This is a genomic window from Chryseobacterium sp. ERMR1:04 (genome assembly GCF_001297705.1).
In the GTDB taxonomy this organism is placed as follows: domain Bacteria; phylum Bacteroidota; class Bacteroidia; order Flavobacteriales; family Weeksellaceae; genus Chryseobacterium.
In genome coordinates, this window is the sequence record NZ_LIRF01000007.1 from 90453 (window position 1) to 115196 (window position 24744).

A 24744-nucleotide genomic window follows, 5' to 3' on the forward strand; every position below is an offset into this window, starting at 1 on the left:
TTTATAATTTGAATATTTTCTTTGTGAAATTCTTTACATTATATTGATTAATAATATTTTGTGAAATTTCCACATATTTTAGTTCAAGGAAATTTTTAATTTCCTCAGGTTTTAAATGATTACTGTCTACTACTAATATATTGTTTGGATGGTAAAAATCATAATCTTTGACTGCAATATTAGTTGTTATTAATTTTTTTCTATATCCTAAACTTTCAAAAGTTCTGAAAGACAATCCTTTTTGATCTTGTCTTTGAATATCTATCATTGCTTTAGACTGAGAAATAAGCTTTTTTGTTTCTTGGAGTGAAAGATATTCTGTGGTTGAAATTAGATGCGGATATGTTAATTTTTCAAACCAGAATAATACAAAATAAATAGTAAAACCATTATTAAATAAATCTGTTGAAACTTTATCAATTTCATCAATTCTGGAATCATAAGATGAAACGTTGAAAATATCAAATTTTATTTCTTCGGATTCTAATGTTTCATCATATATGAAATTAGATGTTTCAATAAAATTATATTGTTTTATATCTTCTTTTTCATAAGAATAGACTTCGTTAAAAAAATGAGCGATCTCGAGTTGTCTTGGATATTTTTTACAGCTATCGTACAAATATGCAATGAAAATTTTCGAATTTTGCTTTAATTCCTTTAATAAAGAAACGTCAAGGAGATCAGGTCTGATAACAAAAATAATATCTTGTTTCTCTGAAATTTGCTTTAAAACTTGTTGATTGAAATATATTTTTTTGATATTCCTTCCAAATAGTTTAGTGACTCCATTCCATATTTTTACTAATTTATTTGGATAGGTGTATTTTATAGAATCGGTCTTAATATCTGTAACAGTTATATTGGGATTGTTTTGTAGTTCTTTCACAACAAAATCAATATAGCCATACGCAAAAGGATAAATTAATGTAATTTTCTTCGACGCCATTATTTAAATATTTCTTTCAGTTTTTCAATAAATGCTATTTCTTCATTTAAAACCATTTTTTTATAAGTTGTAAATTCAGAAATGTGGTTAGGATAATTTTCCAAAACATTTTTTATTTTAGAAATTATTTCAGGAATTTTATTCTCACTAAAATTGAATTTATAGGCTTCAGGAATCATCAGGTCTTCATAAAAAGCAGAAGATCCATTTTTTCCTGAAACAATGCAACAGTCTTGTGATACAGCTTCTCGTAACATCTTATCTCTTCCTGGGTTTTCACCAAAATCTACATAAAGTAGAGATTTAGCCATTAGATCTTTAATCTGATCAGCATTCATATTTTGGATAGGAATCCAATTGAGTTCTGGTGAGCTTTTAATTAACTGAGAAATTTCTTTTTTACCCTTTCGAGGATTGTAAAGTATATTTTTATTTGTAAGATCTTTGTGGATTGTATCCTTATTTACTAGAAAGCTAGGATTAATATAATCACAAACAAAATCTATTTGATTTTCGGGAATGCCGTGATTTTTAATATAAACGGAAGACCTATAAGATTGTGCCCATTGAAATACATTAGGTAAATGTTCAAAATGATATTCTTTATCTTTTTGTTGGTAGAATAATTTTGTAAAAATCCCCTGCCTTTTTATTCTATGATCCATTAATATTTTATAAAAATCAACACTTAACCACCATATCACTTTTTGGCTTTTAGGATATTCTTTTACTAAAAAAGTCATGGATTCCGGAATGATTAAAATGTTTTCTGCTTTGTCTTCAATAATATCAATTTCATTTGTCTTATAAACATTATAATTTTCAGGTTTGGCATTTTTTCTTTTAGGAAGGTAATGCATAAAGACATTCTTAACCTCAAGATGATATAATTTATCAGCTAATTGATGCAATGCTTCCGGACCGCCGGTAACGCTATTAGGAGGGCAAAATATGATGATTTTAGATTGGTTTGTATATGTAATCATTAGTTTGTATTCAAAATAATTCTTTATTTTAATTGGAAAACCCTTTCTACCCAGTGATCAAGGGTGTAGTAATTATAAATATCCTCAGGGATTTTTTCATAAGGTGATTCAAAAAAAGACTTTTCAAGATTGCTACAAGTTTTGTTTAAAACCAAAATGTTATGAGGATTATAAAAGTCATAACTTTTAATAGCTTCATTATCAGTAATTATTTTTTTCTCTAAAGCTAGTGCTTCGAAGACTCTGAAGCTAAGTCCATATTGGTTTTCTCGCGTAAGATCTAATAAGGCTTTAGAATTTTTATAATATTTAGGAAGTTTTGCATGACATATTTTTTTAATACTAAAAATTATGTAAAGATTTTCTGGGATTTTAATAAGCATATTTTTTAATTGATGCTTCCATCCTTTTTTTCCTATAATAATTATCTGGAATTTTAAGCTAGATTCAATTAATTTTTTCGCGAGTAATTTGATATAGGAAACTCTTTTGTTATCGTAAGATGTTATATAGAAGAGATCCATTTCAGGATTCTGTGTTTCGTATGAGACATGCGAAAGATAAATATAATTGGTGAGTTTTTCAAAATCGTGTACTCCAACATCTGCTGTGTCAAATGAGAAAATTTTATCAAAAAGTTTTAATTTTTCTGCTTCTACAGGAAATCTGTCTAGACTGTCATACAGATAAGTGATTAGTCTATCCGTATGCTTTTTTATATTTTCTAATGTAGATAAATCAAATGCATCGGGATTCAATACTAGAATCTGATCCTGATGACCTAAATCATCTAATGAGCTTAGAACAAATTTTTGTCTTTTTTCAGTTTTTAAATTTTTATTAAGAAAAATTTTGCTTACTGCATTTGTTGCTCTTTCACTAAAATTAGAATGCGTTACATCTGCTATTTTAATGTGGTGAGCATCAATGTTTTTAGAACATAATGTCTTTACTATATGCTCGTCATACCCCCAAAAATCGAAACTTATAACACAAATCTTCATTCAATTAATTTTGTACATTCTTTAATGATTCATATGTTTTAAATACACTTAGTGATTGTAAATATGAAAGTTGATAGCCTTCTTTACCATCTAGTATACCTAGTCTCAAAATGTATGCCTTAAAAAACTTGAATAGGGTTTTAGAGTATTGAGTTAACAGATTAAATTGTTTGCCTTTTGCTGATAATTCTTGTCCTTTTAAAACTCCATAATGAATCATCTTCTTTTTATAAGACTCATAATCATTAACGGAAAAATGTAAGAGTTTATTTTTTAGCTCTCCTATTGTTCCTTCTACTTTTAGAGTTTCGTGGACTTTTTTATCAGAAATATATCTTGATTTTGATTTTCTGAAGAGTCTAAAATTCTTATCAGTCTGTGTTCCGGAATAGTGTATAGGTTTTCCTGCAAAAAAGAATTTTCTGTAAAAATAATAGGCATCTTTCTTATCTGTTTTATTTAACTCTTCAATAATTTCTTGGCGAAGCTCAGGTGTTATTCTCTCGTCACCGTCAAGAAATAGAATCCAATCATTTTTTGCATTGTCTATGGTTAGATTTCTTTGTTTCGTGAAATCTTCAAATGTATTCTGAATAATTTTTACATTTGAAAATGTTTGAGCAATTTCCAATGTTTTATCAGTACTAAATGAATCAACTATTACAATTTCGTCACAAAAATCAAAACATTCGAGTACTTCTCGAATGTTTTTTTCTTCGTTATAAGTTATCATTAAGCCACTTACTTTTTCAGTGAGTTCAGGCATATTTATTTCTTGAAGTCTAAAATTGTTTTCTCAATAATTTTCACACAATCCAGTAATTGCTCTTCTGTGATTACCAATGGTGGTGCCAGTCTAATGATATTACCATGAGTAGGCTTAGCAAGCAATCCGTTTTCTTTTAATTGTAAACAAAGATTCCATGCAGTAGAACTATCCGGAGTATCATTGATTAGAATTGCATTTAATAAGCCTTTTCCTCTTACTTTCGTAATCAAATCAGATTTTTCAATCAATTTCTCAATTTCACTTCTGAATAACTGACCTAATTCTTCAGCTCTTTCAGATAGTTTTTCATCTGCAACAACATCTAAAGCGGCAATGGCAACGGCACAAGCAATAGGATTTCCTCCAAATGTAGAACCGTGTTGTCCAGGTTTGATAACATTCATGATCTCATTATTCGCTAAAACAGCTGAAACAGGATACATTCCTCCAGACAGTGCTTTTCCTAGGATTAAAATGTCTGGTTGTACATCTTCGTGATGGCAAGCAATTAATTTTCCTGTTCTTGCAATACCCGTCTGAACTTCATCAGCGATAAAAAGAACATTGTGTTTTTTACAAAGCTCAGAAGCATCTTTTAAGAAATTCTCGTCCGGAACATACACTCCAGCTTCACCTTGAATTGGCTCAACCAAAAATGCAGCAATATTTTGAGCATCTTGAGTTAAAATCTCTTCTAAGGCTTTAATATCATTGTAAGGAATTTTTATAAATCCTGGTGTAAAAGGACCGTAATTCTGATTCGCATCAGGATCATTTGAGAAAGAAACAATCGTTGTTGTTCTTCCATGGAAATTATTTTCACAAACCACTATTTTTGCTGCGTTTTCTGAAATTCCTTTTACTTCGTAACTCCATTTTCTTGCTAATTTTACCGCAGTTTCTACAGCTTCTGCTCCAGAATTCATCGGTAAAACTTTATCAAAACCGAATAGAGTAGTGATCTTCTCTTCGTACTCTCCTAAATTAGAATTGTAAAAAGCTCTTGAGGTCAAAGCTAATTTCTTAGCTTGATTTACTAAAGCCTCCACAATTTTTGGGTGAGAGTGCCCTTGGTTAACAGCAGAATAAGCGGAAAGGAAATCATAATACCTTTTGCCTTCTACATCCCAAACGAAAACGCCTTCTCCTTTGTCTAAAACGACTGGTAGAGGGTGATAATTGTGTGCTCCATGTTTGTCTTCAAGGTCAATAAAATATTGCGAGTTTTTTGCTGTTTCTACTGTTGACATATACTTTTGGTTTTGTACAAAGTTAATAATTTAATATGAGAAGACATAAAAACAAAAACTGCCTCATATTGATTCCATTTCTAATATTCTGATATATTTTAAAGATCTTTCTTTGAAAGAAAAAATCCGCCCTTGTATTAGGCGGAATGTTTTATGTAGAAATAATTTGTAAAATATTATCACTTATCTAAAGTTACTTGATTTTCAGTAAGATATTGATCAATGTATAATTTTAATTGAGACTTTTTTGACGGATCTTTTATTAAATCATAAATTAATATTAATCCATTAGCTCCAAAATCTACTAAAACAGAATTATCTTTATTAGAAGTACTTTGCCAATCTGAAATATTAATTTTTGGTGGGTTTTGATCAAGGTTAAGTAAATTAGCAAAACCTTTTGATTTGTCACCTCCTCTTGTTTTATAATATAGTTTTTTAGCATAATTTTTAGAAGCCTCCTGTATGTCTGTATCATTTGATATACTTGAGTTAAGTGCGTTTACAGCAGTTCTTATACCTGCTCTAGCAGCACTTTGACGATCTTGGTTTGTGGTTTGAGCTTGAAAAAGGATATCTATTTTAGCACCGGTATAAATATCTACTGTAACGTGTGTACCGTAATCATGTACTATTTGCTCTGGTGTTTTGAATTGTAAATCCTTCAAAAAATCTTGAGTTAAGTAGTTACTAAGCATATCTGTTGTAGCATTGAATCTAAATCTTTTTTGCTTAATTAATAGATTGTAACTTCCATAAATATATCTATGATCAAAAAGATTAGGATGGTTTGTGATTGCTGAACTGAATGGATTTGATATTGTTTTTCCATAAAGTTGCTGTTGATCTGTTATACTCACTTTTTTTGATATCATTTTTGAAAAAGCTACCGCATCCTCACCGTATTCATCTGAATATTCTTGAGATAATGTATTTTCATCAACTAATCTTGCACTTTGTTCTATTTTAAATTGATCAATGTCAATGACTTTAAGGCCTATAGAGTTAGAATTTGCATATTCTCCATTAGCATTATAGCTGTATCCTAGAGTATTATATATTCCAAACTCTTTATTGTCTTCAGGTAATATTGGATTCTCATTTACTGATTTTTCGACTCCTGCTTCAATCGCAATTTCATCACTTGAACATGATGACGTGGATACCATTAGTAAAGTGCTTATGCATAATAGAATTTTTTTTTCATAATTTTATGTAAATATTTTATTAAAATAATATTAAATCAAAAATTTGGGAAATAATATGAAGTGATAAAAGTTATGTTTTATTAATTAATGATTTTTGGCTTCTATAAATTTTATGTATACCCGTTTTTTGTCATTCCGCAGTAATATTAGCAATAATGAGCCTTTCGAAGATTTTATCTCCAAAATATCTTCGATTTAGTTTGTATATAAATTCGTTGAGATACAGTTGAAGATACTTTCTTTTGATTTTATGATAATTTCCCAATAGATTTCTTTTTGCGTTACTAATGGTAATATGAACCCATTTTAAGGTTTCATTAGTGGTTTGTTTATCTGATTTTTCTGTAATGTGAAGTTCTACAAAATCCGAAATATCAACGTACGATGTACTTTTATAGGTAAAAACAATGCTTTGATTATCAATCGATTCTTTTACCGTTTCTGTGATTTCTAAAGAAAGATGCGTTTCTAAAACTTTAGCCTTAAAATATCTACAAGATTTAAATTTTTCACCTGTTTCCAGATTTTCTAATGGGATAGATTCAGCCATTACAGCTACATTTTGTTTGCCTACAGCACCTTTTTCACGAACGCCTTTCTCTTGCTCTATCTTGCTGGATTCTACTGTAAAATAGGCTTCGTCAAACTCAATCATACCTTCCAAAGTGTATTTTTCGTCGCGTGCTCCCATTGCTTTTCGCAATTTATGAACCATTGCCCAAACAGGCTCATAGCGATTCAAACCCAATTGTTTCTGAATCTCTTTAGAAGAAAACCCTTTCTTAGTGACGCTCATCAGAAACATTGTTTTGTCCCAGATTAAAAATGAGAGATTGGAGTTCTGCATAATGGTACCGCTCTTCAAAGAAACCCTACTACGACATTTTTTGCATTCATAGCTCCATCTGCTTTTAATCCAAAAATGTTCCTGGTGGCCACATTTACACACGACCCCTATTTTATCTCTCTGAACCTTAAAATGAATTCTACAATCTTCCTCTGTACCAAAATCTGCTGTAAAACTAAATATATCCATATAACTAATTAGCGTTCAGGTAAATATAGTGAATTATGGCTAATTACGGACATACATTATAAATTTAATATGAGAAGAAATAAAAAAACTGCCTCAAAATGAGACAGTTTTCACAGTTTTTATTTTAAAATAATCTTAATGATTATCATATTTTCTATCCATTACAAAATCTTCCATAAATTTTGTGGTGTAGTTTCCTGCAAGATAATCTTCATTATCCATCAATTGTCTGTGGAAAGGAATGGTAGTTTTTACTCCTTCAATATAGAATTCTTCCAAAGCACGTCTCATTTTTGCAATTGCTTCTTCACGAGTTTGAGCCGTGGTGATCAGTTTTGCAATCATTGAATCGTAGTTAGAAGGAATTGTGTATCCTGAATAAACGTGAGTATCTACTCTGATTCCGTGTCCACCAGGAATGTTTAATCCTGTGATTTTCCCTGGAGATGGTCTGAAATCAGCATAAGGATCTTCCGCATTGATTCTACATTCAATTGAATGTAATTTTGGATAATAATTAATTCCAGAAATTGGAGTTCCAGCAGCTAAAAGAATTTGTTCTTTGATCAAGTCATAATCAATAACCTGCTCAGTGATAGGGTGTTCAACCTGAATTCTCGTATTCATTTCCATGAAATAGAAATTTCTGTGCTTATCAACCAAGAATTCAATAGTACCTACCCCTTCATAACCAATGAATTCTGCTGCTTTTACAGCTGCATCACCCATTTGCTCACGAAGCTCGTCAGTCATGAATGGAGAAGGTGTTTCTTCAGTCAATTTCTGATTTCTTCTTTGTACAGAACAGTCTCTTTCAGAAAGGTGGCAAGCTTTACCAAATTGGTCACCTGCAACCTGAATTTCGATATGTCTAGGCTCTTCAATTAATTTTTCCATATACATACCTCCGTTTCCGAAAGCAGCTACAGCTTCTTGAATGGCAGATTCCCAAAGATCTTTAAGATCTTCAGCTTTCCAAACAGCTCTCATTCCTTTTCCACCACCACCTGCGGTAGCTTTGATCATTACCGGATATCCTGTTTCCTCAGCTGTTTTTACAGCATGCTCATAAGATTCAATTAATCCTTCAGAACCTGGTACACAAGGTACACCAGCTGCTTTCATGGTAGCTTTAGCATTTGCTTTGTCTCCCATTCTTTCAATTTGCTCAGGAGAAGCACCAATAAATTTGATACCGTTCTTTTCGCAGATTCTAGAGAAGTTAGCATTTTCAGATAGGAATCCGTAACCTGGGTGAATTGCGTCAGCATTTGTAATTTCTGCAGCAGCAATGATGTTAGGGATTTTAAGATATGAGTCTTTACTCATTGCAGGACCAATACAAACAGCCTCGTCAGCAAATCTTACATGAAGACTGTCTTTGTCGGCAGTAGAGTATACCGCAACAGTTTTGATTCCCATTTCTTTACAAGTACGTAAGATACGCATTGCAATTTCGCCACGATTGGCAATTAATATTTTTTTGAACATCTCTCCGAAATTTTAAATTATAAATTTTGAATTTTAAATTATTTTAAATGAAAAGTCTTCATCTAAAATTTATAATCTTTAATCTAAAATTCCTTAAGATGGATCTACTAAGAATAAAGGTTGGTCATATTCTACAGGAGTAGCATCGTCAACTAAAATTTTAACGATTTTTCCGCTTACTTCAGAATCAATCTGGTTGAATAATTTCATTGCTTCAATTACACAAACAACTTTTCCAACAGAAACTTCGTCTCCTACGTTTACAAAAACATCTTTATCTGGAGATGGTTTTCTGTAGAAAGTTCCGATCATTGGAGATTTGATGGTGATGTATTTGCTGTCATCAGATGCAGCTTCAGCTTTCTCAGCAGGTGCAGATGTTGCAACAGGAGCTTGTGCCGGAGCAGCCATTTGTTGTGGAGCAGTATGGTATACCGCAGGTTGAGCATAAGCAATATCGCTTCCAGCTAATGGAGTTTTAATAGTGATTTCGAAATCTTTAGTTTTGTACTTCACTTCAGAAACTTCAGCCTTAGATACAAACTTAATAAGATTTTGTATGTCTTTAATGTCCATAAATTTGATATTTGATTTTGGGTCAAAGATACCAAAAAAACGTAAAAAACAACAAAAAACCGCCAAATTTTATCAAAATCGGGCGGTTTTTGTATTAAAACGAGTGTTTTTCAGTGAAAAACGACTCTTAGTTTTCTTCAGTAGTTGCTACTTCTTTTTCTAGTACTACTTTACCTCTATAGTAAAGTTTTCCTTCATGCCAGTGAGCTCTGTGGTAAAGGTGCATTTCTCCTGTTGTTGCATCTTTAGCTAATTGAGGAACTACAGCTTTGTAATGAGTTCTTCTCTTATCTCTTCTTGTGGACGATTGTCTTCTTTTTGGATGTGCCATCTTGTAATAACTTTTTTAATTTGATGAGCGATGAGATTTTTTTCATCATCTCATCATATTTAAATTATTTTAATTTTTATCTTTTAATTTCCTGAGCGCTTCCCACCGGGGATCGCTTTCAGGCTCTTTCTCTTCTGCTTCTTCAGTCTCTGTTGGACTGAATCTTTCAAGGATCTCTAAATCTTCTTCACTTATGTTGGGTGACACCTTTTTCATTGGTATTGAAAGGATCACATTTTCATAAATCAACTGTGCTACATTAAAAGCATGGTCGTTGGTTGGGATCGTGATAACATCTTCTTCGCTGTCATCATATTCTTCTCCAAACTTAACCAAAACCCTGATGTCGTTTTCAATAGGATAAGTAAAATCATCGTTTGTTATATCACAAACCAATTCTACGTTTCCATAGCTTTCTATTTCAAATTCTAAAAATGTAGTGTGCTTCTCAAGGAGAACATCTACACTAATCTTAGGATTTGTAAATTCTTGCTCAGTGTCAAATAATTGAAAGAACGTTTTGTCGATCTCAAATTTGAACTGATGCTTTCCAGTTTTTAGTCCGGAAAAGCTCACGTCATAGTTTCTTAACTTGTCCATAAAATGAGTGTGCAAAAATATGCATTTTTTTTATAATTACAAATAAAATCCCAAACAAATTAATTTTAAATTCGTTTTAAGGATTTATGCTAAATTTTCATCTGGTAAATCTTCATCAATTCCGTTGTCGCTAACCATTTTTCTTGGCTGCATACGATTGCTCATCAATTCGTTATATTCGCTTCTATTCTTGAAAATTTTGATGGCTGTAAAAATGGCTTCTGTAAAACTTTGCTCATCTGCAATGTTTTGTCCAGCGATGTCATACGCCACTCCATGATCAGGAGAAGTTCTTATAAAAGGAAGTCCGGCAGTATAATTTACGCCTTCTTCATACGCCAATGTTTTGAAAGGAGCCAGGCCTTGGTCGTGGTACATTGCTAAAACAGCATCGAAGCTTTTGTATTTACTCGGTTGGAAAAAACTATCAGCAGGATAAGGTCCGAAAGCCAAAATGCCATTATCTGAAAGTTCTTTGATCGCTGGAGAAATAATTTCAATCTCTTCGTTTCCGATCACTCCGCCATCCCCTGCATGTGGATTTAATCCTAAAACAGCAATTTTTGGTTTCGTAATATTAAAATCTTCAATTAAAGTTTGGTTTAATGCTCGGATCTGTTTTTTTATTTTTTCCTTAGAAATATTTTCGGCAACCTTTGCTAATGGAATATGATGCGTGGAAACAGCAACTTTTAAATCTTCTGTTACTAAGAACATTAATCCTTTTTTATTGAATTTTTCTTCAAAATAACCTGTGTGGCCAGCATGCTTAAAGCCCATCTTCATCATTTCATCTTTATTGATGGGAGCTGTTACGAGAACATCTATTTCTCCTTTTATCAACGCTTCAGTTGCAGCTTCCAAAGAATCTATTGCCAATTTGGTTGATTCTTCAGTCGGTTTTCCTAGTTCTACATTCGAATTGTCTTTCACAAGATTCACCATATTGATCTTTCCTGCCTGTGCCTGTGAAGTTTCGTTAATGTAATTAAAGTTTAAATTAAGCTTAAAAATATTTTTCTGATAGGTAAATAGTTTCCCTGAACCAAAAATTATCGGAGTAAAAAAATCCGTAATGGTTTTGTCTTTCAGAGACTTCATGATGATTTCTGGTCCTATGCCGTTGAAATCCCCGATTGAAATTCCTACTCGTACTTTATGGTTTTTTGGGCTCATTTTGATTATCTTTGAAGATTATAATTTTACAAATTTAGCAAAAAATAATATGTTCACAGGAATTATTGAAGCAGTTGGAGTTATTGAAAAGATTGAAGAAAAAGGAAGTAACATTGATTTTACTTTAACATGCCCTTTCACCAATGAATTAAAAATAGATCAAAGCCTTGCTCATAACGGTTGTTGTTTAACGGTTGTAGAGATTAAAGGAGATCAATATGTCGTTACGGCGATTAATGAAACATTAGAAAAAACCAATCTTGGAAAATGGGATGTGGGAACGGTTGTGAATCTTGAGCGTTGCATGAAAATGGACGGAAGATTAGACGGACACATCGTTCAAGGCCACGTTGACCATACTGGAGAGGTAGTGGGAATTGAGAATAAAGACGGAAGTTATTTTATTACCGTTAAATATGAATCTAACGGAAGTTTTGTAACTGTTCCTCAGGGTTCTATTACGGTAAATGGAATAAGTTTAACCGTTGCTAAAAGTGAAGATTCTCAATTTTCTGTAGCAATTATTCCTTATACATGGGAGTTTACCAATATGCAATATTTAAAACCGGGTGATAAAGTTAATCTGGAATTTGATATTATTGGTAAGTATATTGCTAGGTTAATTAATAAACAGAATGGCAATTAATAAATACAAAGGATATAGCTTAAGAAATCGGGTCTTTTTCGGTTTCTTACTCGTATGTTTTTTAAGTGTTGCCGCTTCGTCGCTGGTTCCTTACTTTGTTTTAAAGAGTAATTCTCTAAAGCAGAGTAGGATAGATATGCGGGATAAAACCAATGCCGTGATGGGGTATCTGGATTATGCTGTGAGCAGCGCTCTTGTGAAGACAAAAGATCTTCCCGAAGTTTTAGGCAATAAAATTCTTGAAATTGCGGATATTAATCAACATGATATTGTTATTTATGATTTAAAAGGAAATTACCTGCTTTCTAATAAAGATGAAAGCTTGGTTGAGCAAAAGACCATTCCTTTAAATATTGTGAATAAGATTCTGGCTACCGACGCAAGAGTGGATATCAGAGGATATGATCAGGCTAAAGATGCGGTTTTTACCTCCTCTTATTTAGTGCTGAAAAATAATGTTTTAGACCCGATAGGTATTGTGTACATTCCTTTGTATCACAACGAATCGGCCTATCTTAGTGTGTTACACGAATATGTTAAGTATATCTTATTGGTAGATATTTTTCTTATTTTATTTAGTATTTGGCTGAGTTGGGTTACTTCTAATAATTTGGCGAAAACAATTACTAAGTTTTCTGATATGATTACCCGTATTACATTGTTTGAAAATGAAATGCATCCTATCAGATATTATAAAAACGATGAGTTGAATGCGCTAAATGAAATGCATCCTATCAGATATTATAAAAACGATGAGTTGAATGCGCTAGCTAGAGCTTATAATAGGATGATCCTCCAAATTCAGGATCAAAAAGAAAGGTTGCGTTTTAAAGCCTCGGAAGAAGCTTGGCGGGAAATGGCGAAACAGGTTGCTCATGAGGTGAAAAACCCTTTGACGCCAATGAAGTTGACGATTCAGAATTTTGAAAGAAAATTTGATCCAGAAGATCCAAATATTAGAGAAAGAGTAAAGCAAATGAGTAAGACGATGGTTGATCAAATTGATTTGATTGCTACCGTTGCGTCTGCTTTTTCAGAATTTGCGAAACTTCCTGAGAAGAATAATGAGATTATCAATCTGAACACTGAGGTTGAAGATATTTTGCGTGTTTTCAATGACGACAGTATTTTTATACATTCCAATAAAAGCAATATTATGATCAATATGGATAGGATTTACCTTTCCAGAATTATTACCAATCTTGTTACCAATGCCAAACAGGCTGAAAGTGATGAGAGAAAATTGATTATTAATGTTGATGTGGAGCAGCATCAGAGGAGAGTAATAGTGTCTATTCAGGATAATGGCGTTGGTATCCCTGAAAACATATATGAACGTATTTTTGAGCCTAATTTCACGTCGAAAAATAGTGGGATGGGACTTGGTTTATCCATGGTCAGAAAAATGGTAGAAGATTACAAAGGAGAGATCTCCGTAAAATCTGAAGTCGGAAAAGGGTCAACATTCACAATTACATTGCCAACCAATTTATAGTGAAGCCTTTTACATTTAAACAATTCGATATTTATCAGTCTAAAAACGTCTTCCGTGTAGGAACAGACGGTGTTTTGCTGGGCGCTTTAGCGAATGTTGGTAATAAATCTAAAGTTTTAGAAGTCGGCACAGGGACGGGATTAATCTCATTAATGATGGCGCAAAGAAATATTGAAGCTCAGTTTTTAGGGTTAGATATTAATGAAGAGGCTGTAGATCTCACAAAATCTAATTTCGAAAACTCAATATTCAATTCAAGATTAAAAAATATTCTTCAGGATTTTAAAAGTTTTGAAACGGAAGAGGAGTTTGATTTGATTGTTTCTAATCCACCTTATTTTGAAGAATCAGGTTCTGAGAAGGATAAAATTGCTCGACAAACGGTTGAATTAAACTTTCAACAATTAATCTCAAAATCATCTCAATTACTTTCTGAAAAAGGAATCTTTTCTGTGATTATTCCTGCCGAAGTAGGAAGTGATTTTATTGAGATTGCTAAAGAAAATCAGTTATTTTTAACCCGAAGAATTAACATTAAAGGAATTGAAAATTCAAAAGTAAAAAGATTGATTTTAGATTTTTCTTTAACTGAAAACCCACTTGAAGAATCTGAATTTATTATAGAAAAAAGTCCGAGACAATACTCGGACCAATATCTTGAACTCACAAAAGAGTTTCATGTTTTCGGTAAATAAATTATTCGAATAATTCTGCTGTATCCAACACAGAAACTTTTCCATCTTCACATCTGATTGCCTCTCCAGGGAAGTTTTGAATCATGTGATAGTCATGCGTTGCCATTACTACGGCAGCTCCGTTTTCTAAAGCTACTTGTTTTAGTAACGTCATGATTTCGTTAGAGGTTTCTGGGTCAAGGTTTCCTGTTGGTTCATCCGCAAGGATAAGATCAGGATGGTTCAATAAAGCTCTTGCAATGGCTACACGCTGCTGTTCTCCACCAGAAAGTTCATGAGGCATTTTATGCTTCTTACTCTTCATGTTTACGCTTCCCAGAACTTCATTAATGCGGTCTTCCATTTTTGTTTTATCATTCCATCCGGTAGCTTCAAGAACAAATTTTAGGTTTTTCTCTACCGTTCTGTCAGAAAGCAATTGAAAATCCTGGAAAACAATTCCTAATTTTCTTCTCAAGTTAGGGATGTCGGAAGTTTTCATTTTTGCGAGGTCAAAACCCACAACAGCTCCATGTCCTGACGCTAAAGGAATGTGTCCGTAAAGGGTCTTTAATAATGAGCTTTTTCCGGAACCCGTTTTTCCGATAAGATAACAGAATCTGCCTTTTTTGATGTTAAGATTCACATCAGAAAGAACAGTGAAGTTTTTTTGCGCAATCTTGGCGTGTTGTAAACTTATAATACTATCTCCGGCGATATTTGTATGTGGCATAATTCAAATTTAAGAGGCTATTTCTAAAATATTTTTTCAGATCTTAAAAATAGAAAAAAGAAACCTAAAGAAACTAAATTTTAGTAAATTTTAACAACAAAAAATGCCTGAAAAAGTTCTTCTCAAGCATTTTTGTATATTGTAATTTAAGATATTATCTCTTAGCTCTTGCAGAACTTACAGATAGACTCTTTCTACCTTTAGCTCTTCTTGCTGCCAAAACTCTTCTACCGTTAGGCGTTGACATTCTTTCTCTGAAACCGTGTTTGTTTCTTTTTTTTCTCTCCGATGGTTGGAATGTTCTTTTACTCATTACTATATATTTAAGTCGTAATTAATATTAATTTTTCAGGTTGCAAAGATATAGATTTTTTTATAAGTTCCAAACTTAAGGCGTCTTTTTTTTGAAAAAGTTGAATCCTTTTATTTACACTGAACTATATTTTTTGAAAATAATTTTCAATAATAAAACTCCCCAAACAAGTCTTAATGAATTCTTTAGATAATTTTTTTTTGTATATTTAAGAAACTAAAAGATACAAATTTATGAAAAAACTATTATTTTTAAGTACACTAAGTGTGTTTGCTCTTTCTTGCTCAGACAAATTGTCTGAATCAAAAGTAAAAAAAGTGGTTAATAAATGTTTAGAAAAAAATCCAGTCGAGGGGCGGGGTTATGTTCGAACCGGTAAAGTTTCATTTTTGGTAAGTGGAGATATAAAAGAGTATAAAGAATTAGAGAAAAAAGGGTTACTAAAGATGGAAAGTATAGAAGAGAAAAAAGGCTTTTTTACCAATGAATATGAATTAGTAGCTCTTACGGATAAATCTAAACCATACGTTATAGATACGAAAGATGTGGATGGAGATGAAAAAGGGAATTATGTAAAGTTGTATACTAATAAGATAGATAAAGTTGGTTCAATTCAAGAAATACCCTCAATGAATATGGCTGAAGTAAGCGTTACATTTAAGAAAGATGATAAGACTCCTTTTTATGATGTTTTAGAAACAGATAAAACAGATTTTTACACAAAGAAAATCATGTTTAAAAAGACTGAAAATAATGGCTGGGTTTATTGTGATGAATAGAAAAATTAGATAATATTGTATTCATAAAATGAGAAAGATAGTGTAATTGAGATGTTTAGAAAACATAATTTAACGCTTTCTTTCTCATTTTATTATAGGGAAGAATATGCGCTATATTCAGACTAAAGCTGAAGTTTTAGCTTATATCTTTTTCACACTTATCCAATACTTTTTTGGTGGGGATATTTATAAATGGCTTTTATACTTTGCGCTGTTTGAAAATAATGAGTAATGATTTATTTAAAAGCTCTATCTTTGAAGACTCAAAATTTAAAGAAAATAAATGTTTACACCTGCAGAACTTTTAGAAATTAATACCCTTCTTACTCCAGACAACAAAATAGTTATTCTTACACACTATAATCCGGATGGAGATGCTATTGGTTCTAGCTTGGGCTTAAAGCATTATTTGCATGCAAAAGGAATCCATGCGGAAGTAGTTGTACCCAACGATTTTCCTAAATTTCTAAAGTGGATGCCTGAGGCAAGAAAGAATGTTATTGCTGAATACAAAAGGAAAGTAGCTTTTGATATTATTAATGAAGCAGATGTTATTTTCTGTCTAGATTTTAATTCTCCTGCAAGAATTGGTATTTTGGGAGAATGGCTGGTGAAGGCGACAGGTAAAAAAATTCTTATCGACCACCATCAGCAGCCTGAACAATTTGATTATGTATATTCAGATACCGTAATTCCTGCAACGTGTCAAATGGTATATCATTTCATTGAAGCAATGAATGATGAGCATTTGGTGAATAAAGATATTGCAGAATGTCTTTACACAGGGATCATGACAGATACAGGAGGTTTCCGTTTTCGTTCTACGAGTGCAGCAACGCATAGAATTATCGCTAATTTAATTGAAAAAGGAGCTGATCCTTCTGTTATAACTTCTAACACCTGGGATACCAACACAGTTTCCCGTCTTCACTTGTTGGCTTTGATTTTAGGAAGAATTGAAGTGGTGAATGATGGTAAAGTTGCTGTTTTATATTTAACAAGAAAAGAACTTCAGGAATATGGTTTCCAGAAAGGAGATACCGAAGGTTTTGTTAATTACGGATTGAGCATTGTTGGTGTGAGAATGTCTGCGTTCTTTATGGAAGACTTGTATGATGATTTCATTAAAATCTCTTTCAGAAGTAAAGATGATGTGGATGTGAACCAATTCTCAAGAAAATATTTCAGTGGAGGAGGGCATATCAATGCAGCAGGTGGAAAATCGAATGCTTCTTTAGCAGATACTCTTGAGATTTTTAAAGCTAAAATAGCAGAAGAGGCTTTATAATTGAGTTAAATTGGTTGACTACATTGTAGTTGTCATTCAGAATGAAACGAAGTGAAGGATCTTTTTTTAAGAGATTGCTTCGTCGCTGTAGCTCCTCGCAATGATACTAAAACTCTAATACTCAAGAAACTCGACGGTGTCCTTTTTCTTCCAGCTCTGTACACGTATATTCATAAACTTCTTGAAACATAACATCAAGATTTTTCTTACTGAATAAACTGAATTTCGTCATTTTTGGAGGATCCAGAAAAATATTACAAGACTTTGCTTTAGAGTACACTGATTTTGCGATGGCTAAATGTAAAATTCTGTCAAATTCTTTCATTAAACTCATATGCTTCAGTTCTTCATAACTTATTGAATTGACGTGCGAACCGATTAAAAAGTCGCACTTATCAATAATAGGTCCTATGGGCAGGTTGTCTAAAACACCTCCATCAACATATATTTTTTCTCCCATCTTGATCGGCGGAAAAATAAACGGAACGCTGGAAGATGCCAAAAGCGGCTGAAAAAGCGGCCCCTCGGAAAAGAAGTCTACAATGCCTTGCGTCATTTCTGTTGTAGCAACATAGACGGGGATTTTTAAGATCTTAAAATCATCTTCGGGAAAATGATCATTAAATAATTTCAGGATGAAATTGGAGCTGAATATTCCGTTTTTCGAAAGTCTTAAATAGGATCTTGAAAAAAATGTTGTTTCTTTTACAATCTCCATCATTTCATCAGGCGTTTTCCCGAAAGAATAAAAAGCAGCAACGATAGATCCGGCGCTTGTGCCTGAAATCACATGTGGCTTTAGATCATATTCTTCCAGCGCTTTTAAAACAGCAATATGGGCAATTCCACGCATTCCTCCGCCTGAAAGTGTCAAGCCGATGATTGGTTTCTTTTTTTTGAAAGAGAATAGCCCCATTGATAATTTTTATCTTCACTAAGATACAAGATTTTTTGATACAAAAGAATTAAGGCTCATCACAATCAGCGTCAATTTTTATGAAAAGCGACTTGTATTCTTTTTCCATTTTTTCGTCATGAACCGGACCAGAATTTTCTTCGTTTGCACAATTTCCCCAACCAAAAACGATTAAATCTAAAATAGCGTAATCTTTTTTATCGGGAGAATTCAAACGGCTTTCAAACTCATTCCTGATTCTTTGTGGATCGCTGTTTTTCTTGCTCATTTCTTCACGCAGCTTTCGCCATTCTTTCACCATTTCATTGTCATTAGAATTCAGGGCTTTTATAAAACGCTCACAGTTTTTAGAATACTTTTTATTTAATAAAACTGAAGGGTCAGAAAATGCCATTACCTCTGTCTTTTTCATCTCGTATTCCTGTAGCAAAGACTGGTAGGTTTGTTTTTTTATATTTTGCCAGTAAGGGGTGTTGACGATCTTTAAATTTTCAATTAATTTCTTTTTTTCATTGAAATCTTGTTCTAATTTTTCAAGAATCTGATCTCTGTCCATTCTCACTTGCTGAAGCGCTTCAAGTTTAAAAACCTGAGGTGTACTTAATGATACTGAGCCTAATTGAAAGTATAGTTTGTATGTTCCTTCAAGTTCCTCTTTGGTGTATTTGTTTTCGTCAAAATAACCTTTATTTTCACAGAGCTCTGTTTGGAAATTGAAAATTCCAGGCTTGCTTGGTTGGGTTTTTAGACTGTCTTTCGTTGTGCTTTGTGTAATTGCTGAGGAATCTTTTTGAATAATATTCTTAGAAATAGGATTTTCTTTTTTACAACTAAAAAGTGAAAGAAAAAGGAAGGTAATGATGTAGTTTCTCATAGATTATTTTTAGAAAACTAAATTTTTCGGCATATTGTGAAGGAGCTCTGTGTTGATTATTTCTGCACAGATACTCGGTTTTTCCCAGTGTCCGTTATGTCCACAATCAAGAACGTAAGATTTTATATTGGTTCGGTCGGGAAGGTTTTTGATGGTTTTTTCTGTTTTTACAGCATTGTCGTGTTTTCCTCCTAATACCAAAATTTTGGCTTCAAGATTTTCCAGCACATGTTTTTTATCGGTTCTGTCAACCATGCCTTTTACACATGCTAAGGCTCCTAAATTATTGGTGGAAAGAGCAATTTTCAAAGCAGTTTCAATTTTTCCTTCCAGAATATCTCTTTCGTTAGGATTGAATAAATTAGGAATTCCCGCTCTTGCATAATGCGCAAAGGCATCTTTGATAATTCTATAGCTTTTTATGCGTTGTTCTTTCTTTTCATCATCATCAGGAAAGTAGGTGGAGAAAAATAAAGTTAAACTTTTCAATGTTTCAGGATGTTTTTCAGCAAAAGCTAACGAGATATAACCTCCCATTGAATGTCCTAATAAATGAACTTTTTCTAGTTTCTGATCATCTAAAACTTTCTTCACTTCATCAGCCATTAAATCAATGGTGTGAATTTCTCCCATCACTTCAGATTGTCCATGACCGGGAAGATCTATTTTTAGCAGTGAAAAATTTTCAGACAAATGAGGCTCCATATCGCTCCAAATGGAACTGTTTTCCATGAAACCATGAAGTAGCACCAATGTTTCTTTTCCGTTTCCTTTTCTTTCAAAGTGTAGCATAGTTTCAGATATTAAAAGTGAATGTCAATATAATCAACAAATCCCGAACCGTTTACCATATCCTGTAGTCTCCATGTTTTTCCGCCATCTTTAGACATAAATGTTTTTGTTCCTTTTCGGGTATAAGGTTTTCCGTTGTCGTTTGAAGAAATACGCTGCGTAATCTCTCCTGTGAAGTTCATATGTTTAGGGGAAACAACAATTGCAGATCCTTTAATGGTTATAAAATCTTTCCCGAATTTAATGTTTCCTGAAACATCATAATCATCTCTACCCATTTTTTTGAAATTTACAGAACCTGATTGTATTGATGAATTTTGACTTTGGTAGGTAAATTTATGATCTCCACTAAAATCTTTAAAATTATTTTCGCTGTTTTTAGCTTTAATACTGTCATTCATTTTTGTTCTGACTGCATTAATAGAATCAATGATTTTTGTACTGTCTGATGGGTTGGGAGTAGATTGTGCTTCTTTTTTTGAACATGAAACAAATAAAGTGCTGATCGCAATTGCGGTTATTAGATTTTTCATCAATACTTAAAATTATAATATCAAATGTAAATAAAAAAGAGCATTTTAAAAATGCCCTTTTCGTATTATTTTACTAATTCCTCGTAAACTTTCTTTTCCCAAGGTTTTATGTCTGTAACTCCGTATCGTTCTTTTTTAGAAATCGCGATATTATCTAAGATGTCTACGAAATTTTTGTAGTTCGCTTTGTCGGTAGGTTCAATAATAATTGTGAAATTTTCTTTAGCTGGTGCATTTTGATAAGCCTCAGAAATAATCTTTGAAATCTTCACACCGCTAAAATCTGTTTCTTTTAAATTTCCTGTATTTAAGTCTTGTTTGTCTTGTTGATGATAGAATACTCTGTTGTCTTTTCCAAGAATAAACGTTACTTGGTTTTTAACATCAACTACGTTTGTTGTTGGTGTTGGACTTTTCGCAGGCAATCCCAGATCCATCACGTTAGGTTTTGTAAAGTTGGTGGTAAACATAAAAAAGGTAATTAATAAAAACCCTAAATCTACCATTGGAGTCATGTCAACTCGGATTAATTTTTTCTTTTGTTTGCCTCCTTGTTTTTCTTGTGCAATTACTTCAGCCATGATTACTAATTTTAAGTGTTAAACAGTTTGTGATAAAGAGTGAATTGTTTTTCTTTATTTGAAGGAATCAATACAAAGTTCATACCTAAATTAAGTAAATGGTATAAAATACTCAAAAATGATTACTAATTATTAATGTTATCTTGTTTTCTGTTTTAATTGTATAAAGTTTTGTGATATTTTAAGTGTTTGATTATGGTTTTGTTAAACTCGTTTATCTGATATTTTTGCAACAAAAAAACTCACACTTTTCAGTATGAGTTTTTAAATAATATTTTGAAATTTTTATTTATTCTTTTTGTAATAATTAACACCACATTCCAAGAATTTTTTGAAATCTTCTTTCGGCATATATCCTGAAACCGGAGCGTTGATCACTTTTCCGTCTGGGGTTATCAAAACATAGTGTGGTTGAGAGTTGTTATTAAAATTCACTTGTTGGAACAAACTCCATCGGTCTCCAATGGTTTTTACTTTCTTAACCTGACCTTCACCTACATCAATCTTAGTTTTTTGATCTTCAGGAAGTTCTTCTTTGTCATCAACATATAATGAAGCCAACACAATATCATTTTGAAGAATAGGTAAGATGTCTGGTTCACTCCAAACGAATTCTTCCATTTTTCTACAGTTTTCACAACCATAACCCGTGAAGTCAATTAAAACTGGTTTATCTTCTTTTTTAGCTAATTCAAGGGCTTTGAAGAAGTCATGTTCAGGATGCATTCCTAGAATTCCATCTTTTTCATCGTGGAAATAGCTAACATTCAATGGAGGCAAAATTCCGCTTAATAATTGCAGTTTCGGACGTTCGGAAGGAACTAATCCTTGAATCATATAAATAACGAAACCAATTCCTAATACGCCTAAAATTTTTCTACCGATAGAGATTTTAGGTTTCTTATCGTCGTGTGGAAATCTTATAATCCCGAATAAATATAATGCTAATCCGATTGCAATAATGATCCATATTCCGATGAACAGTTCTCTTTTTAATAAGAAAGTCTTAGAAACTAAATCTGCTTTTGATAAGAATTTCAACGCTAAGGCTAGTTCTATAAATCCTAAAACAACTTTTACCGTATTCATCCATCCTCCAGATTTTGGAAGGCTTTGTAATGCTTGTGGGAATAGTGCCAGCAATCCGAAAATAATTGCCCAAGCCAAACCAAATCCTGTTAAAGCTAATGTTAATAGCGTTGGAATATGAGATGAACCCGATAATGATCCGCCTAATAAACTTCCTAAAATAGGACCTGTACAAGAGAAAGATACAATCACCAAGGTTAATGCCATAAAGAATATACCGATGATTCCCCCAGCTTCTTCTGCTTTTGAAGATTTATTGGCGATAGAACTTGGTAATGAAATGTCGTAATACCCAAAGAAACTTCCCGCGAAGAAGATGAATACGATAAAGAATACAATATTCAACCAAATGCTTGTAGAAATTTCATTGAAGACGTTTCCTGCAATTCCGTCAATTAAATGGAAAGGAACGCTTAATAAAACAAAGATCAAGAGAATGAAAAATCCGTACATCAGTGCATCTCTTTTCCCTTTTGATTTGTCTTTGTTTCCTTTTGTAAAGAAAGAAACTGTTAGAGGAATCATTGGGAAAACGCACGGTGTTAATAATGCAATCAATCCTCCGATAAACCCTAGGAATAAGTAGGTCCAATAATTTTCACTGTCTTTTACAGCAGCTGTTCCGCAATCTGTTAAAGGTTTTTGGAAATCAATAGACTCTATTTTTAATTGTTTTGGATCTAATTTTGAAACTTCTTTTACCGTCATTTCTCCTTTTCCAGGATCAGCAGTTACTGTTTCAACCATTTTAACAGAATCTTTAGCAGGTTCCACTATGTCGGCAGTAACTTCTTCGGTAGCTCCTTTTGGAGTCACTTTTTGAGTGAATTCTAACGTATTCGGAGCAAGACAAACACGGTCGTCACAAGTTTGATAAGTAATTTCTGCTACTACATCACCAGGTTTTGTTCCGTCTTTTAATTTAAACTTTTGCTTAAAACCTGCGCTGTTGGAATAGAAGATGATCTTTCCGCCAAAAGCTTCAGAAAATTCTTCATGTTTTTTACCTGTTTCCGTAAACTTCCCAATCAGTTCGATATTTTTACCTGAAACTTTATATTCTGTCGGAATTCCGGTATCTTCAGGAATGTCTTTAGAATAAATATGCCAACCGCTTTCCATGGTTGCATTCAACACGGCTTCATATTGGTTGTTTCCTAATTCGTTAACCGTAAGTTTAAATTTTACAGGATTTTTGATTTGTGCATTAATTCCTGTTGCTAAAAACAGCAGAATTAATAAAAACCAGTTTTTAAATTTCATTTTACTTTAATTAAAAATTTCGAGAATATTGTTTCGTTTTCTCATCCCTTGCCTATGGTTTGCCTTCTCTAAATGATAGAATTCCAAGAATAGAATTTTTTCTTTAGGTATAAGATCCATTTTTTTTCTTCGCTAAAATAGCTAATTTTTCGTCCTTAAAAAAACGAAGGAACTCTCTTTTTTCTAACAAACCTTTCTATAAAAGATGTTCGCGCATGTATTTACCTTAGCAGTAACAGAAATACGTATTTTTTTGAATCAAAATGTTGTGTAAAATAGCTTCTATTGATTTTCTCAATACGTTCAATAATGCTGTGAAAAAATCCATAATAATCAAATATCACTGATTTCTCACGCCAGAATATTTTACAGTTGCTTCAGGATATCTTCTGTTGAAGCTCTCTCTTTATAATCCGGATTAAAATGTCTCCAAGAGATCACTTTGTTTTCATCAAGAATATAGGTTGCAGAAACAGGCAGTCTTCCCGAATTGTCTGATCTACTTTTTGTAAACTGATCTTGTAATTTTGAATTATAAAAGTCAAGAGTCTTACTATCCGGAGTATAGAGAACATCAAAAGCTTCTGCAATTTTATACCCTTCATCATATAAAACGGTATATCCTGTTTTTGTTTTAGAAAGCGTTTTTTCTATAAATTCTGGTTTTTCAGGAGAGATAATAACTAATCTTGCATTCTTAGCTTTTAATTGCGGAGCTAAATTTTGAAGCGATTCAATATATTTATTACAGTAAGGGCACCATTGTCCACGGATAAAAACTAAAATCAGTTTTTCCTTTTCTTTTGCTGAGGAAAATGTATTTCCTAAATGATCTTTTGCCGAAAAATCAGCAATTTTATCTCCAACCATTTTTCCTTTCACCATGTCTAACGTTTTTGGTGTTGCTTGCGTTGAAATTTTATCTAAAACGGCCATTCCAACTGTTGAAAACTGCTCCGCATTATAATATCCAAAGTCATATTGAACCAATTTTCCCGTAGCATCTAAAAATAAGAATGATGGAAAATTAACAATTTTAAATTCTTTTGCCAATGCAACGCCTTCTTTTTCTGCATCTATAGCAAGGTTTACAAAGTTTTTGTTGAATAATTCTCCAACTTTAGGATTGGTAAAGGTATTTTTCTGCATCAGTTTACATGGGCCACACCAAGTGGTGTATATGTCTATAAAAATGAGCTTGTTTTCTTTTTTTGCAATCTTTTTTGCGGCTTCCAAATCAATTTTTTGAAAGTCAATTCCTGTTTTGCTTTGTGCGCTAGCGGAAATTCCTATTAGCAAGCACAGACTGAATACAATTGTTTTAAACATAATGTTGATATTTATTATTAGGTTCCAGAAACCCGGAAAAAATCACCCAACGTTTTTGATTTA

At 32.6% G+C, this 24744-nt stretch carries 26 protein-coding genes; 5 read left to right on the plus strand and 21 right to left on the minus strand.

The genetic code is table 11. The features are described 5' to 3' along the window. Window position 1 precedes the first annotated feature (1 nt). The 12 genes from AMQ68_RS15135 to pdxA form a co-directional block, all read right to left on the minus strand. Complete coding sequence (locus AMQ68_RS15135) at window positions 2-949, minus strand: hypothetical protein (RefSeq protein ID WP_054511472.1); 948 nt, start codon at window positions 947-949, stop codon at window positions 2-4. Then, entirely contained in the window at window positions 949-1935 is a 987-nt protein-coding gene (locus tag AMQ68_RS15140) for a hypothetical protein (protein ID WP_054511473.1), read from the minus strand. Before AMQ68_RS15140 ends, AMQ68_RS15135 begins: the two co-directional genes overlap by 1 nt. A gap of 23 nt (window positions 1936-1958) precedes the next feature. Beyond that, window positions 1959-2939 (minus strand): hypothetical protein, encoded by a 981-nt coding sequence (locus AMQ68_RS15145; RefSeq protein WP_054511474.1) that lies wholly within the window; start codon window positions 2937-2939, stop codon window positions 1959-1961. A 4-nt stretch (window positions 2940-2943) separates the two neighbouring features. After that, window positions 2944-3705 (minus strand): glycosyltransferase family 2 protein, encoded by a 762-nt coding sequence (locus tag AMQ68_RS15150; RefSeq protein ID WP_054511475.1) that lies wholly within the window; start codon window positions 3703-3705, stop codon window positions 2944-2946. A gap of 2 nt (window positions 3706-3707) precedes the next feature. After that, a complete protein-coding gene (gene rocD, locus AMQ68_RS15155) occupies window positions 3708-4958 on the minus strand; it encodes an ornithine--oxo-acid transaminase (RefSeq protein ID WP_054511476.1) in 1251 nt (416 codons plus the stop codon). Window positions 4959-5137: 179 nt separating this feature from the next. Then, window positions 5138-6127, minus strand: a complete 990-nt coding sequence (locus tag AMQ68_RS15160; protein ID WP_054511477.1) for an MAC/perforin domain-containing protein — start codon at window positions 6125-6127, stop codon at window positions 5138-5140. 169 nt (window positions 6128-6296) lie between these two features. Beyond that, entirely contained in the window at window positions 6297-7202 is a 906-nt protein-coding gene (locus AMQ68_RS15165) for an IS1595 family transposase (protein ID WP_054511478.1), read from the minus strand. A 135-nt stretch (window positions 7203-7337) separates the two neighbouring features. Beyond that, window positions 7338-8693 (minus strand): acetyl-CoA carboxylase biotin carboxylase subunit, encoded by a 1356-nt coding sequence (accC, locus tag AMQ68_RS15170; protein WP_054511479.1) that lies wholly within the window; start codon window positions 8691-8693, stop codon window positions 7338-7340. Window positions 8694-8786: 93 nt separating this feature from the next. Continuing rightward, entirely contained in the window at window positions 8787-9269 is a 483-nt protein-coding gene (gene accB, locus AMQ68_RS15175) for an acetyl-CoA carboxylase biotin carboxyl carrier protein (RefSeq protein WP_054511480.1), read from the minus strand. 127 nt (window positions 9270-9396) lie between these two features. Continuing rightward, the gene (rpmF, locus tag AMQ68_RS15180; RefSeq protein ID WP_034678990.1) at window positions 9397-9600 is read right to left on the minus strand and encodes a 50S ribosomal protein L32; all 204 of its coding nucleotides are present in this window, start codon (window positions 9598-9600) and stop codon (window positions 9397-9399) included. Window positions 9601-9669: 69 nt separating this feature from the next. Continuing rightward, window positions 9670-10200 (minus strand): DUF177 domain-containing protein, encoded by a 531-nt coding sequence (locus tag AMQ68_RS15185; RefSeq protein WP_054511481.1) that lies wholly within the window; start codon window positions 10198-10200, stop codon window positions 9670-9672. A gap of 84 nt (window positions 10201-10284) precedes the next feature. Further along, entirely contained in the window at window positions 10285-11376 is a 1092-nt protein-coding gene (gene pdxA / locus AMQ68_RS15190; RefSeq protein ID WP_054511482.1) for a 4-hydroxythreonine-4-phosphate dehydrogenase PdxA, read from the minus strand. A 49-nt stretch (window positions 11377-11425) separates the two neighbouring features. Between pdxA and AMQ68_RS15195 the strand changes: the two genes are divergently transcribed. The 3 genes from AMQ68_RS15195 to AMQ68_RS15205 are packed head-to-tail and all read left to right on the plus strand — an operon-like array spanning window position 11426 to window position 14212. Beyond that, a complete protein-coding gene (locus tag AMQ68_RS15195) occupies window positions 11426-12022 on the plus strand; it encodes a riboflavin synthase (RefSeq protein ID WP_054511848.1) in 597 nt (198 codons plus the stop codon). Then, window positions 12012-13517: a HAMP domain-containing sensor histidine kinase gene (locus AMQ68_RS15200; protein WP_071254858.1), complete on the plus strand. Its 1506-nt coding sequence runs from the start codon at window positions 12012-12014 to the stop codon at window positions 13515-13517. Before AMQ68_RS15195 ends, AMQ68_RS15200 begins: the two co-directional genes overlap by 11 nt. After that, window positions 13517-14212: a tRNA1(Val) (adenine(37)-N6)-methyltransferase gene (locus AMQ68_RS15205; protein ID WP_054511483.1), complete on the plus strand. Its 696-nt coding sequence runs from the start codon at window positions 13517-13519 to the stop codon at window positions 14210-14212. Before AMQ68_RS15200 ends, AMQ68_RS15205 begins: the two co-directional genes overlap by 1 nt. A 1-nt stretch (window position 14213) precedes the next feature. Here the strand turns inward: AMQ68_RS15205 and AMQ68_RS15210 are convergent, their stop codons facing one another. Both AMQ68_RS15210 and rpmH read right to left on the minus strand, forming a co-directional pair. Beyond that, window positions 14214-14924: a cell division ATP-binding protein FtsE gene (locus AMQ68_RS15210; protein ID WP_054511484.1), complete on the minus strand. Its 711-nt coding sequence runs from the start codon at window positions 14922-14924 to the stop codon at window positions 14214-14216. 154 nt (window positions 14925-15078) lie between these two features. Then, the gene (rpmH, locus tag AMQ68_RS15215) at window positions 15079-15237 is read right to left on the minus strand and encodes a 50S ribosomal protein L34 (RefSeq protein ID WP_054511485.1); all 159 of its coding nucleotides are present in this window, start codon (window positions 15235-15237) and stop codon (window positions 15079-15081) included. Window positions 15238-15470: 233 nt separating this feature from the next. Here rpmH and AMQ68_RS15220 point away from each other — a divergent pair, with 233 nt between their 5' ends. Both AMQ68_RS15220 and AMQ68_RS15225 read left to right on the plus strand, forming a co-directional pair. Next, window positions 15471-16016, plus strand: coding sequence for a hypothetical protein (locus AMQ68_RS15220; RefSeq protein ID WP_054511486.1), 546 nt, complete (start codon window positions 15471-15473; stop codon window positions 16014-16016). Window positions 16017-16299: 283 nt separating this feature from the next. Further along, entirely contained in the window at window positions 16300-17304 is a 1005-nt protein-coding gene (locus AMQ68_RS15225) for a bifunctional oligoribonuclease/PAP phosphatase NrnA (protein ID WP_054511487.1), read from the plus strand. Window positions 17305-17425: 121 nt separating this feature from the next. Here AMQ68_RS15225 and AMQ68_RS15230 read toward each other — a convergent pair whose 3' ends face one another. From AMQ68_RS15230 to AMQ68_RS15260, 7 genes are all read right to left on the minus strand, one after another. Beyond that, window positions 17426-18220, minus strand: a complete 795-nt coding sequence (locus AMQ68_RS15230) for a patatin-like phospholipase family protein (protein WP_054511488.1) — start codon at window positions 18218-18220, stop codon at window positions 17426-17428. Between the two features lie 49 nt (window positions 18221-18269). Then, a complete protein-coding gene (locus AMQ68_RS15235; protein ID WP_054511489.1) occupies window positions 18270-19094 on the minus strand; it encodes a hypothetical protein in 825 nt (274 codons plus the stop codon). A 9-nt stretch (window positions 19095-19103) separates the two neighbouring features. Continuing rightward, entirely contained in the window at window positions 19104-19886 is a 783-nt protein-coding gene (locus AMQ68_RS15240) for an alpha/beta fold hydrolase (protein WP_054511490.1), read from the minus strand. 11 nt (window positions 19887-19897) lie between these two features. Then, a complete protein-coding gene (locus tag AMQ68_RS15245; RefSeq protein WP_054511491.1) occupies window positions 19898-20419 on the minus strand; it encodes a hypothetical protein in 522 nt (173 codons plus the stop codon). Between the two features lie 65 nt (window positions 20420-20484). Then, window positions 20485-21000 (minus strand): biopolymer transporter ExbD, encoded by a 516-nt coding sequence (locus AMQ68_RS15250; RefSeq protein ID WP_054511492.1) that lies wholly within the window; start codon window positions 20998-21000, stop codon window positions 20485-20487. Window positions 21001-21285: 285 nt separating this feature from the next. Beyond that, on the minus strand, window positions 21286-23352 hold the full coding sequence (locus AMQ68_RS15255; RefSeq protein WP_054511493.1) for a protein-disulfide reductase DsbD: 2067 nt from the start codon (window positions 23350-23352) through the stop codon (window positions 21286-21288). A 366-nt stretch (window positions 23353-23718) separates the two neighbouring features. Further along, window positions 23719-24681: a redoxin domain-containing protein gene (locus AMQ68_RS15260; protein ID WP_054511494.1), complete on the minus strand. Its 963-nt coding sequence runs from the start codon at window positions 24679-24681 to the stop codon at window positions 23719-23721. Between the last annotated feature and the right edge of the window lie 63 nt (window positions 24682-24744).